General features: G+C 67.6%; 12 protein-coding genes and 1 pseudogene. 2 read left to right on the top strand and 11 right to left on the bottom strand.

Going from position 1 to position 11,144, the window contains the following annotated elements; all coding sequences use genetic code 11:
• Positions 1-214: 214 nt before the first annotated feature.
• The 3 genes from ABZ671_RS25360 to ABZ671_RS25350 all read right to left on the bottom strand — a co-directional run bounded on the left by ABZ671_RS25360 (position 215) and on the right by ABZ671_RS25350 (position 2,365).
• The gene (locus ABZ671_RS25360; protein ID WP_357862529.1) at positions 215-1,237 is read right to left on the bottom strand and encodes a site-specific integrase; all 1,023 of its coding nucleotides are present in this window, start codon (positions 1,235-1,237) and stop codon (positions 215-217) included.
• Between the two features lies 1 nt (position 1,238).
• On the bottom strand, positions 1,239-1,736 hold the full coding sequence (locus ABZ671_RS25355; protein ID WP_357862527.1) for a hypothetical protein: 498 nt from the start codon (positions 1,734-1,736) through the stop codon (positions 1,239-1,241).
• Between the two features lie 386 nt (positions 1,737-2,122).
• Positions 2,123-2,365, bottom strand: a complete 243-nt coding sequence (locus tag ABZ671_RS25350) for a hypothetical protein (protein WP_357862525.1) — start codon at positions 2,363-2,365, stop codon at positions 2,123-2,125.
• Positions 2,366-2,563: 198 nt separating this feature from the next.
• Here ABZ671_RS25350 and ABZ671_RS25345 point away from each other — a divergent pair, with 198 nt between their 5' ends.
• Positions 2,564-2,944, top strand: a complete 381-nt coding sequence (locus tag ABZ671_RS25345) for a hypothetical protein (protein ID WP_357862533.1) — start codon at positions 2,564-2,566, stop codon at positions 2,942-2,944.
• Positions 2,945-3,127: 183 nt separating this feature from the next.
• Here the strand turns inward: ABZ671_RS25345 and ABZ671_RS25340 are convergent.
• Positions 3,128-4,016 (bottom strand): annotated as a pseudogene (locus ABZ671_RS25340) (ATP-binding protein); the annotation flags it as partial.
• A gap of 7 nt (positions 4,017-4,023) precedes the next feature.
• Between ABZ671_RS25340 and ABZ671_RS25335 the strand changes: the two are divergent.
• Positions 4,024-4,407 (top strand): hypothetical protein, encoded by a 384-nt coding sequence (locus ABZ671_RS25335; protein WP_357862531.1) that lies wholly within the window; start codon positions 4,024-4,026, stop codon positions 4,405-4,407.
• Between the two features lie 129 nt (positions 4,408-4,536).
• Here ABZ671_RS25335 and ABZ671_RS25330 read toward each other — a convergent pair whose 3' ends face one another.
• From ABZ671_RS25330 to ABZ671_RS25300, 7 genes are all read right to left on the bottom strand, one after another.
• Positions 4,537-5,130, bottom strand: a complete 594-nt coding sequence (locus ABZ671_RS25330) for a hypothetical protein (protein WP_357862523.1) — start codon at positions 5,128-5,130, stop codon at positions 4,537-4,539.
• Between the two features lie 547 nt (positions 5,131-5,677).
• Positions 5,678-5,833 (bottom strand): hypothetical protein, encoded by a 156-nt coding sequence (locus ABZ671_RS25325; protein ID WP_357862521.1) that lies wholly within the window; start codon positions 5,831-5,833, stop codon positions 5,678-5,680.
• 378 nt (positions 5,834-6,211) lie between these two features.
• A complete protein-coding gene (locus ABZ671_RS25320; protein WP_357862520.1) occupies positions 6,212-6,751 on the bottom strand; it encodes a hypothetical protein in 540 nt (179 codons plus the stop codon).
• Positions 6,729-7,727 (bottom strand): hypothetical protein, encoded by a 999-nt coding sequence (locus tag ABZ671_RS25315; RefSeq protein ID WP_357862518.1) that lies wholly within the window; start codon positions 7,725-7,727, stop codon positions 6,729-6,731. The genes ABZ671_RS25320 and ABZ671_RS25315 overlap by 23 nt, the downstream gene beginning before the upstream one ends.
• A 176-nt stretch (positions 7,728-7,903) precedes the next feature.
• Positions 7,904-8,137, bottom strand: a complete 234-nt coding sequence (locus ABZ671_RS25310; RefSeq protein ID WP_357862516.1) for a hypothetical protein — start codon at positions 8,135-8,137, stop codon at positions 7,904-7,906.
• A 180-nt stretch (positions 8,138-8,317) separates the two neighbouring features.
• The gene (locus tag ABZ671_RS25305; RefSeq protein ID WP_357862514.1) at positions 8,318-9,721 is read right to left on the bottom strand and encodes a hypothetical protein; all 1,404 of its coding nucleotides are present in this window, start codon (positions 9,719-9,721) and stop codon (positions 8,318-8,320) included.
• Entirely contained in the window at positions 9,711-10,907 is a 1,197-nt protein-coding gene (locus ABZ671_RS25300) for a TerB family tellurite resistance protein (RefSeq protein ID WP_357862512.1), read from the bottom strand. The genes ABZ671_RS25305 and ABZ671_RS25300 overlap by 11 nt, the downstream gene beginning before the upstream one ends.
• Positions 10,908-11,144: the final 237 nt, after the last annotated feature.

Below are 11,144 nucleotides of genomic sequence, written 5' to 3'. Positions count from 1 at the left end.
CAAAGATCGATCCAGGGAGACATACAGGAACCTCTCCATCGAACCCACCACCAATACTGGCAATGGGTCAACGAGGATTACCTGCATATCAAGCAGATCCGGATGCAGAGTGTTCGCCGAAGTGGCGCGCACCAGTTACGCAGTGTTACCGATCGGGGGCTGCGGGCGCAGGATCCGGGGGTAACGGCCGATGCACTGACTGCACGACCGTCGCCTACCTATCGGGTGTAGGCGTGAAGGCGGCGAGCGGGTGGGGCTGGCCGGTCATGGCCGCGAGGGCGGTGGCGACGGAGTGGAGGTCGGCCTTGATGTAGGTGGTGGTGGCGGGCCCACGGCGGTCGGTGTGGCCGGCGTAAGCGCGGGCTACGCCATAGCCGAAGTGGCGTTCTACCCAGGTAAGGGTGGTGTGCCGCAGCCAGTGGGTGGAGATGCCCTGCGCGGCGACCCATGGCAGGCGCTCGCCGATGCGTCTCCAGAGGTGGTCGTAGCGGCGGCTGCTGATCGGCTGGCCGTTGCGGTAGCGCAACAGCCGGTCGGTGGGAAGGACCGCGCCCCGAGCCTGGGCGTGCTCCTGAAGGCGGACGGCCAGGATCGGGGTGATGGGTTGCCAGCGCAGGGTGCCGCCCTTCTCCGTGAGGCGGACCAGGCAGTGACGAGTGTCGAGGTCGACCAGGCGCAGCGCGAGGGCGCCGCCGCGGCGGCATGCGGTTTCGGTGTGCAGCCGCAGCAGCAAGGCGTCGAGGACGACATCGTTGCCGCTGGTACGCGCGACCACGTTGATGTCCTGCAGTTCCTCGGGCGTGAGCGCGCGGCGGGGATTGGGTAGCCGGCGCGGCTTAACGACCCGGTGCGCCGGGCTGTCCGCGGCGGCGAGGTAGCCGTCGGCGATGGCACGGCGGTAGACGGCGCGGGCAGCGGCAATAACGTGCTCCCCTGCATGGCGACCCTGGCGGCCCGTGCGTCGGGACCGGGCGCTGGCGGTGACCTGCCGCATGAGGGCCTCGATGTCGCTGGCAGTCACCTCGTCCAACCGCAGTTGGCCCAGCATTGAGGCCATGCGGTTCCAGTACGTGCCGTAGGTGCGGCGGGTGCCCGGGCTGGCCGCGGCCGCGACGCGAGGCAGGTATTCGGCGACTGTCGGCATCGTGCGGCCGGAGGTGTCCGGCTGGGTGGCGAGGTCGGCCGGGGTGAGGCCGAGGTGGGCGAGCATCTGCTGGGCGGTGGCGATGCGTGACACGTCAGCCGGCATGAGAGTAGTCCCCGAGGACGGCGGCGTGCAGGTCCGCGAGGAGTCGCGTGATGGTGTTCGAGGGGTGCACGACGAGCAGATCGCGCGCGGGGATCGCTGCCAGCAGCACCACCTGGTGCGAGGTGATGCCGCACATCTGCCGGGCCGCGGCGGGCAGGGGTAGTGCCCCGCGGGCCCCGACGACGTGCGTCCCGTCGGGTGCTGCGGTGATCAGAAGAAGGCCGTCGGTGACGTCGATGTGGAGGCGGTGACCGGCAGGCCAGCCCAGCGCCCGCAGCAACGCCCGGGCGGCTACCCGGCCGTCGGCGTCCGGGCGGGCCACGTCGAAGACGAGGTCGTCGACCGGTTCCCGCGCAGGTGGGCGGGCTGCGGGCAGCGCCGGCATCGGAGCCGAGGGCGGTGCCGGGCGAGGAAGCGGGGTGGGGATGACCGCGCTGATCAGCTGCTCGCCAAGGCGTCGGCGGGGCGGTTGCCGGGCGGCCGTCATGGTGACCGCCGCAGCCGTTCGCGCGGCCTCAGCGCGTGGCGTTGAGAGCCCTGATCGTCGATGTGTGCACGGCTGCTACGCGGCGCCTTCATCGGGAGCCACCAGGGTGGTGAGCTCCCGTGATCTGGCACGAAGAGTGGTGTCCGAGGGGGGATGAACCCCCACGCGTAGCACCCACGCACAAAAATGGGTGCTCATGCGATTAAGCCTAGCACTTCACGATGCGTAACACTACATGCCTGAGCTGGGCAGAAGTACGTTGTCGGGCGGGTAATGCAACCGGTCCTGTTCCCTTTTTCCAGGGAATCGAAACAGTTGAGACGGCGGAATAGCCGGCACCTTGAGGACTGCGTGAGCCGCGCCGTGCGGCGCGATGGTGAATTTGCTTACCCATTGCGCCGCACGAAGCAGGCCCCGTCGATGGACCAGGGCAACGCAGGCGTGCCTCTCGCTGGGGCGGCGATGGCCTCGCGAGCCACGGCAAAGGGGTGCGGCTGTCCGGTCATCGCCGACAGCGTGACGGCCACATCGTTGAGATCGGCTTTGATGTAGGTGGTGGTGGAGGATCCGGGGCTGTCGGTGTGGCCGGCGTAGGCGCGGGCTACCCCGTAGCCGAAGTGCCGTTCCACCCAGGTGTCGGCGTACGGGTGAACGGGACCAGGTAGGTACGGATGAACAGGGCCAGCGTCCTACCCACGGCCCAGACCCTGCCTGGGGCACATCGTTGCCGTGAACGCAGGCGGATAGCCCCTACTACCGCGCCGCTTCCGCTCCTCGCCGCTGCGCGGCTGCGGTGCGGGTCGGCTTGGTCTCGACCCACTGCCGCGGTGCTCGTCGAGGGCTGCGTCGACGCTGGCCGGTCGGGTGAGCGCGAGCGTGGTCTCCCTCGCCGGGCCCGATGGCAGGCCCCGCATCAGCTGATCAATGTCGAAGTCTTCCTGATTGTGAAGGGCGTGGGCAGGTACGGCGGACTGGCCTCGTTCGGTTGTACGCGGCTGGGCACGTTCACCCGTACGCCGACACCAGGTGAGGGTGGTGTGCCGCAGCCAGTGGGTGGAGATGCCTTGCACGGCGACCCAGGGCAGGCGCTCCCCGATGCGTTTCCACAGGTGGTCGTAGCGGCGGCTGCTGATCGGCCGACCATCGCGGTAGCGCAGCAGCCGATCGGTGGGCCGGACGGCACCGTGGTCGTGGGCGTGGGCGCGTAGTTGCTCGGCGAGTCGAGAGTGATCGGCTGCCACCGTAGAATGCCGTTCTTCTCGGTCAGGCGCACGAGCCCGTTGGTGCGGTCCAGGTCGATGAGTCGTAGGGCGAGGGTGCCGCCAGGGACCGCTGCCTGTGATGCTCTCGCCCTCGCCGCCTCGACGCTGCCGCTTGCTTCGGTGAGTCCACAAGGACAGTGCGAGGCCGACGCCGGTGGTGTTGTCGCGGTCGCCGAGGCGTTGGAACGGCAGGAAGACGTGTTCCCACTGGTCTTCAGGGATGCCGGGGGCCGGTGTCGATGACCCGCAGCTCGACCTGGCCGGCGTGGGCGCTGGCGGTGATGGTGGGTGGCTGGCCGGGTGGGCTGTGCCGCAGGGCGTTGGCCACGATGTTGACCAGGACCCGTTCCAGCAGGCCGGGGTCGGCGGTGGCGGCCGGCAGGTCGGCGGGAATGTCGGTGACGACGTCGGCGGCCGGGCCGAGTTCGTCCAGGGCCCGGGGTACGGCGTCCTCCAGTCCGATCGAGGTGGGGGTGACGCCGAGGGCGCCGGCCTGGAGGCGGCTCATGTCGAGCAGGTTCGCTACCAGGCGGCCGAGCCGGTCGAGTGATTCGTCGGCGGTGGCGAGCAGTTCCTCGCGGTCGTCGGCGTCGAATTCGATGTCGTGGCTGCGTAGGCTGGACACGGCGGCCTTGGCTGAGGCGAGGGGTGTACGCAGGTCGTGGCTGACCTCGGCGAGTAGCGCGGTGCGCATCCGGTCGGCCTCGGCGAGCGGCCGGGCGGCGGCGGCCTCCTCGGCGAGGCGTTCCTGGCGCAGCGCGACGGCGGCCTCTGCGGCGAACGCCTCGACCACCTGCCGGTCGGCGGCTTCGAGACGCCGACCGCAGAGCACGACGGTGAGCCGCTCGTCCACCGGCACGGTGGACTCTCCCGCGCTGGGGCTGCACGGCGGGGCCTCGCCGACGCTGGCCACCACCCGCCAGGCGGCCTCCTCCTGTGCCCGGCCTGGGCGACCCTGCGCCTCGGCGGCGAGCTCGAGGACACTGACCGCGCGCAGCGCGAAGGTCTCCCGCACCCTGGCCGTGATGGTGGGCCGGCCGCTGCGCCGCCTCTCGCAGCAAAACGATGAATTCAGGCAGGACTGGTACGGCACGCCGGCCCGGCCGGGCCGCGACGCCGTGCCCGGTGTTCCGGAGCGGTTGCGGCGGATTGAGACGGAGCTGCACCCGAACAGCGGCGGGACGCTGCGCGACGCGATCAACCGCGTAGAGGCCCGCCTCGGCGGGGTGGAGACCCGCCTCGACGACCACATCCGATCCCATCGCGGAGGGGCGATCAATGGCCGACCCCGCCACCACCACCCAGGCTCGGCACCCGTGGCGGCGGTGCTGTGCACCACCGTCGCGTACATCCCGCCCGTCGCGGTCATGTTGCCCGAGGCGGCGAAGGCGGCTGGTATCGAGCGGTAGGCGTGGGCCGCGGCGATCCTCGCTGTCGCCGGCGCCATCACCCGTGTCCTGGCAGTGCCGTCGGTGAACGCGTTCTTCCAGCAGGTGTTTCCCCCGCCGGGCCGCCGAGCCGAAGCTGCGGCCGGAGAGCTAGTCGTCCTCCCACAGGGAGTCGACCACGTCTCGGTCGTACGCCACCTGCGCCTTCGCGAGCGCCCGCTCTTGCTCGGCGAGGACATTCAGTGCCTCAGCGAGGGCCGTGAACTGGGCGGCCTGCTCCGTCTCGCTATACAAGTGACTCTGAGGCGTGACCAGGCCCTGCGCGTGCTGCGCGTTGTCGTCGTGAACGTTGAAGCCGTACCGCTTGAAGATCGCCGCAAGGCTCCTGCACCGGGGGTAGAGGAAGTCAAAGAGCGCCGAGTGTAGGTGCCGGCTTGAGACGGAGGAGAATTCCGACTGAGGCTTCGGCCACTTGATCTTGTCAGTCGAGCCGCAGACCTCGGTCGCCAGCTCCATGGCCTGATCGCGCAGTTCATCTCGGAGCTTCCTGAGCCCGTCTTTCCCCAGCGCCTTACTCACGTCGGGCTGGGCATGCGCGGTGCCCTTGGCCAACTTCTCGATGCGTGCGGGAATGTCACTGGCGATGGTGTCCAGGAACTCCCGTTTGCGGCCTTCTACCTGAGCGCCTGCCTGCGATGCCCGCGCGCGGGCCTCTTCCAGTCTGCGCTCCGTCTCCTCACTCATGGCGCTCACGGTACGGGAGGGCACCGACAGGTGCGTCTCCTGACGCACCTGGGTCGCCGATCTTGTCGTACCTCTCGGCACCGACCCTACGGCGCTGCGCTCGCTGCGCGCACGCGTCAGCCCGCGCTGGGTACCGGCCAACGACGCTGAACTCACGGCCTGGGCCGAGGGCTACACGGCCGGCTGGAACCAGGGCTAGTCCGACGGCCGCGAGGCATACACCGCAAGGTCACAGCAGGCCGACTGGTGATCGCAGAGGAGCCGAGGGCGCAAATCTGCCGCTCTCGGTCCGCGCCTCGATTAGGAGGGCGGGGCGTCCCACTCCGAGGGGTACGGCTGACCGTTGGACTCCCAGCGGATGCCGTGGTCGCCCGGGTAGGGCTGCCGGTGGCCCGCGCTGCCGAAGAAGATCGGCCGCAGGATGCCGTCGGGGAACGCCGCGCAGAAGGCGGGACCGGTACCGCTTGGTGATTCGACCGAAACGGTGGTGGCGGCAGCTCCAGCACTGCGTTCCGCCGAGCAGAGAGCTCACGTCTGCCCCATGGCCTCAGGATGTTGTGGAGTTCGTGACCGTACTGTAGATGCCGGGGCCGCGGCAGGCTGCCAGCACCAGCAGCACGGCGCCGATCAGCGCGAGGATCTGGCAGGTCGACCAGCTGCGCCGCACCATCAGGCCCCGGCCGGCGATGACCGCTGCCCGCATGGCCATCCACCGCCGCTCGACGACCGCGGACGTGCCGGGGGTGACTGCGTCGAGAAGCCGGCCGCCTCGGCCTGGGCTGCGAACGCCTCCAGGCTGAGGCCCGGGTAGAACACACCCTGGGGCGTGCACTGGGCACCGCCGACGCCGCCGGACACGGAGAACGGGCCGAAACTCGCGCCGGCCGTGACGCGACCCTTGTCAGAGATCCCGACCCGGAACGACCCGGGGAGCCGGAACCCGAAGTGCATTCCCGCACCGTACTCGCAGCCGTCAATGGTCACCAGGCACGTCACGCTCGAATCGGCCGATCCTCCGAAGCCAGGAGCACGAGAGGGGGTGCCCGCTGGTTTCCCCCTGTCGCAGGTGCGCTCGCAGGCGCTACGGGATGGGTTCCTCATGGCGCGCCCGGAACGAACGGAACATCGCACGAACCCGCTTGAGAATCATGAAGATGGTCAGGAGCAGGTGGACGCCGGCAAACACCACCACCAGCGTGAACACCCGGCCCAGCGGCTTGTCGGTGTCGGTGAACATCACGACGCCGCCGAGCAAGCCGGTCAGGACGATGCCCACCAGGACGGCGTAGCTGACGTTGGCCCGTAGCTCGTCCGCCAACTGATCAACGAACTCGCGTGCGTGCGACGGCAGCATATCGGTCGCGCGGGCGGTGAGATCGAAGATCAGCACGAACACGTTGAAGATCAGCCCGGTGAGGATGGCAACGGCCGCGAGCACGTCGGGCACGTTGCGCGCCCTGCCGTCGAAGAACCACACACAACCTGCGATCAGTGCCGGGCCACCGAGGTAGACGAGGTAGTCCGCGGGGCGGCGCCGCTTGGTGCCGTAGTTGCGCAGAGTGTCGTAGTGGTCCTGAACCAGCACGAGGGCTGAAAACTTACTGCTCTCCGTCCGTCGCATGGATCAGCTCCTCCTGCGGCAGTGTGAGCCGGGCCTCCAGCGCTTCCCCCGACCACTTGCCAGTGTCCCATTCGGGTCTGACAACAACACCGACCGCAGTCGATATCTCATTGATGGTTCTCGTCACCTCGCCGTAGAACCGGCTGTCGTCGGGCTTCTCGCGACCCGGCAGGTCGTAGACGAAGGACGGGACGCGCTCTGCCGTCACGGTCAACGTCGTGCTCCGCTCGCCGACGGTCATGACAACGCTCAACTCATCGAAGTCGACGCCGGTGACATGGAGCAACCGCCGGCGGGCGGTGTCGTCCTCGCCGCGCAGCTTGGCCACCAGGCTTCGCTGGAACTGCTTGATCTTCCCGGGCGTGATCTTCAGTTCCAGCTTGCCGGTTTCCGCGTCCTGTGCCGACATCTCCACCGCGTCGGCGACGTCCTGGGGCAGACCGGCGCGCCGCAGCGTGATCTGGTGGGCCTGGGCCTCGGCGAGCAGCCTGGCTAGCCCTTCCTCGTCGACCACCGACGCGATGTCGAGGATGTAGCCGTCGCTGAAGTGCCGAAAACGCTTCGACAATGCGGGACCAAGCAGGGTCTTGGCGCCCACCCGGCCTTGCACCTCTAGCGCGAGCAGACCGGTTGTCGAGTCGGCGGGAGCCAACAGCAAGCCCCTCAACGTGGTGTGCTCGATGTGCCGGTCGTCCCGGTGGAACACGACTGTCTGATCATCGTCCCGGTCGTAGAACTCCGACCGTTGACCGCTGTTCCCAACCTTGACGGAGAACCGTACGGCGCGGCCGGCCGGTTCGACGCTCTTCACGCTGAGGTGGCGCTGACGTTCGGACACGGGTTGTCCCGCAAGGCCGCGCAGTACCCCGTAGAGGATGGGCAAGGCATCGGTGGTGCCGTCGAACGAACCGAGGGGCTGGGGGTCGCCGCCGTGCGGACGCACTCGGAAGGCGGACAGGGCGTAGCCGTACTTCATGCTGAGGTTGCTCTCCTCCATGAAACTCAAAAGGTCGACGTCGCGGAGCTGCGGGATGGTCGAGGGCACGACCCGCGGGCGCGACGGCCCCATCGTGTCGCGGCGGAGATCAACCTCTACCAGGCACGACGATCGATGACCGGGAAGGTCAACGTATGAGCACCCAGTGCACCACGTCAAGGAACCACGCTCACGTTCGGCGATTCAACGCTCACCGCGTACGTCACGTGTCGCACCTGGGGCGCGTCGGCGTGGAGCCCGGCGGGCGGTATCACTCCCGGCGGCACCACGTCGTCGGAGGCGGTGCGCTGCCGCGGGACCACGGGCCGGGGGGTGTCGGCGACCTCGACCTGCGGCAGGTCATCCAGGGCGGCGGCGATAAGCAGGTCGGCGTGTCCGTCAAGGACCATACGCAGCGCTCCGCCGGCCGGCGCGACGGCGGTCAACTGGTAGCCGCGGTCGACCGCGTAGGCTGCAGCGGTCGAAGACGAGGAATCCCGGCTGCCTGGACCTGTGCGGGATTCTTCTAGATGAAAGCCGATGTAAAGACAGTCAGATTAACAGTCTGCCCAGGCTCCTCGGCTCGCTCATCACGATTGCCCCTCGGATTCGGTGAGGAGCAATTCCCATTGCTTCTCTAGGGCTTGATTGATTCGATGGTCGCGGGCGATCGCTTCTTTGAACCAGGCGATGGTGGCGGGCGCCATGGCGAGAATCTGGTTGTAGTTGAGGGCGGCCGGGTTCATGCCAAACAGCAGCCCGGTCTTGAGAAGCGTGCCCGAGGTGGCGATGGTGTGCCCGAGCAGCAACATGGAGGTGAGTTTGGCCTGCTCCAGCTTCCGTTGCGCTGCGGTACCGCCGGCGGCATAGCTCTTGAGAAGCCAGTAGCCGCGAATGATCGCGGACACGACGCCAGGAGTGATGCCCATCGTGAAGAAATGGCGCAGGTCATAGCCGTTCGTATACATGTAGCGGGCGACGTCGGTCCAGGGCACCTTGATGCCGCAGGGGCTCAATGCGAATGGGGAATTGATCTGTCCGAGTTGAAGCAGGCTGAAGAACGGAGGCTGCAGGCCGGCAGGGGTGTAGACGTCCGAGAGCAGATGGCGCACTTGGGTGATGAGAGCGTTGATCAGGTCGATCGGGGTGGCGTTGGTTGGGACCTGGATCAGTTTCCCTGCCTTGTCGATGTAGGTGCCGGTGCCGCGCATGATATCGGCCACGCCGACGAGGAAACCCAAGGTCGGATCGTGGCCGAGGCTCTGGAGCCGATGGGTATCCGGCCGCATGCCGCTGACGAGGCCCTCGGTGGCCTTCGTGGTGGGGGCGTCATAGGGCACTTTGGCCAGCTTCTCGAACCTCTTGAAGAAGTGGTTGTGGATGTTTTTGGCGCGGTCACGTTCCTGGAGCCATTTGGTGAGGGGCGATCCCGTCTGCTGTTTGCCTAGGAAGGTGGAATCCTGGGGGATGCGGACGAGGATGACGTCGAGGAGGGTCGCGAGGGCTCCGGCAACCAGGACGACCGTCCAGTCGGTCTTGTCCCAGCTGACGTCGCCATGTTCCTCGGTGTAGCTGCGGAGGCTGCGGGCTATCTGGCCGGGGGGAAGAACCTGCTGGAGCGGGTCCCGGGTGAGATCGATACCCAGCAGATCCAACCGGGCTTCGGCAAGCCTGACGAGCTGATCGAAGTCGCCATCAGTCGGGACGATGGGTACGGTGTAACGGGGGTACCTCGGTGTCTCGACACTCACGGTGGCCGCTGCGATCGACTGGGACTGTTGGGCTGGTACGGGGACGCCCATTGCTTGGAGGCGGGCGCGCACCGCGTCGAACTCGGATTCGACCGAGTCCAGGGTGTCGCTGACGCGAAGTTCGCGTTCGAGGACATCCTTGAGGTCGAATTCCACCTGGTCGAACAAGCCCCGCAGTTCGGTCAGCGTGACGGCCTGGTAAGCCACGACCGTGGCAGCAGCCGAAAGCTGGTCACTCGACACGGAGGGGCTCCCGCCGTTCGAAGGCCTCCTGGCTGGTCTGCAGATTCACCAGGGCCAACTGAAAGGCGGCCAACTCAGCCCTGAGCGTGGCGAGTCGCTCTTCGTTCCTCGTGGTCTGGGTGAGGTAGGCCTCCATCCGGTGAGCGAGCCCCGCGATGTCGTCGGTGAGCTCGGCCATCGCCTGCTGGTGATTCTTGATGACTTGCTGAATCAGATGCTCGCGCCGATTCTCTCGTTCACGCTCGTTGGTGGCCAGCACCCAACGCGCCCCCTGATGGACCGCGACGCCGAGAATCACGACGGTGCCGATCCCGGTGACCATCGCGCTCAAGCCCAGCAAGCCGCCGAACCCCAGGGCGGCCAGACCGGAGGTGATTCCCGCCCCGCTGAGGCCGGAGACGCTGCCAGCAAGGCTGACCGCGGCGATCGGGGCACCGAACGCAGCCGCCTTGGCAGCAATGTCCTTGGTGGTGGTCTCCAACTGGCTGGTCGTGATCTTGCCAGAAGCGAAATCCTCTTCCGCAATCACAAACCGTTCGGTCGCCTCCACGACCTGGTCAGCTGACTCGGCGAACACGAGTCCTGCGACCAGCACGATCCGCTCACGCTCAACGTCCGCAACATGCCTGTCGGCACGCGAAATCCGCATCAGATCGCGCACCAGCACCGTGAACACCGGCTCGCGCTGATCCTCCTCGAGGAGGTCGTGCAATTCCCTGGCCAGCTCCACCGTGGTGTCGGGGACCCCTGCGTCCCTGGCAGCATCGCGTTGCGCCCCAGTGATTTCCCTGCGCAACTCCGATCGCGCTTCGCCGTCGAGACCGATCGTCGATGCGAACAAGTACAGATTCGCGATCTCGCGAGGATCGAGGAGGCCGTCGACCAGCGCCAAGCTCACCAACACGCGGCAATAGAGCAACTTCCCGTCGACGCTGAGCGCGGACAAGTCGCCGAGATCAGCGGTGTTGCGGGACGACCACGCCGACAGGCTGTCCGTGACTTCTGCGACCTTCGTCTGCACCTGCTCGGCGGACTGCTTCACTCTCTCCTGGGCATCGCCAGCAGCATCAGCGACAAGCTGCCACGCGGTGCTCGTGCTGTCGGCAACCATCCGTCCAGCGGCGTCAGCAACGCCCTTCAGCCGTCCAAGCCCAACGTCACGAAGGTCCATCGCCATCCCTTTCACGTCTTTGGTGGGAGGCTATCGGTTGCCGCCAACAAGACCACATCCTCCGGGCGGCCCTGGTCCTCATCGGCGACATGGCGACGTCCTGCGGCCAGGGCGCCGCCAGCCACAGCGAGCGCCTCTATGGCTGGCGAGCCACCCCGGAACGGCCGGCCGCCGCCGGACTGCTCATCTTCACCACGGCTCCTGACAAACCGCCAGTGCCGTATCGGGTGCGCGCCTGTCCGAATGGTCCAC

Origin of the sequence: Micromonospora sp. NPDC006766 (genome assembly GCF_040636055.1) — a bacterium.
Lineage (GTDB): Bacteria > Actinomycetota > Actinomycetes > Mycobacteriales > Micromonosporaceae > Micromonospora.
Note: the sequence above shows the minus strand (reverse complement) of the source record. Positions and strands in the feature narration are given on the sequence as shown.

Bases quoted from the DNA above. Each gene is read 5' to 3' on its own strand.
- ABZ671_RS25355 (WP_357862527.1), bottom strand. From the start codon at position 1,736: ATGACGGCCGCCCGGCAACCGCCCCGCCGACGCCTTGGCGAGCAGCTG.
- ABZ671_RS25335 (WP_357862531.1), top strand. From the start codon at position 4,024: ATGGTGGGCCGGCCGCTGCGCCGCCTCTCGCAGCAAAACGATGAATTC.
- ABZ671_RS25330 (WP_357862523.1), bottom strand. From the start codon at position 5,130: ATGAGTGAGGAGACGGAGCGCAGACTGGAAGAGGCCCGCGCGCGGGCA.
- ABZ671_RS25325 (WP_357862521.1), bottom strand. From the start codon at position 5,833: ATGCGGGCAGCGGTCATCGCCGGCCGGGGCCTGATGGTGCGGCGCAGC.
- ABZ671_RS25320 (WP_357862520.1), bottom strand. From the start codon at position 6,751: ATGCGACGGACGGAGAGCAGTAAGTTTTCAGCCCTCGTGCTGGTTCAG.
- ABZ671_RS25315 (WP_357862518.1), bottom strand. From the start codon at position 7,727: ATGAAGTACGGCTACGCCCTGTCCGCCTTCCGAGTGCGTCCGCACGGC.
- ABZ671_RS25310 (WP_357862516.1), bottom strand. From the start codon at position 8,137: ATGGTCCTTGACGGACACGCCGACCTGCTTATCGCCGCCGCCCTGGAT.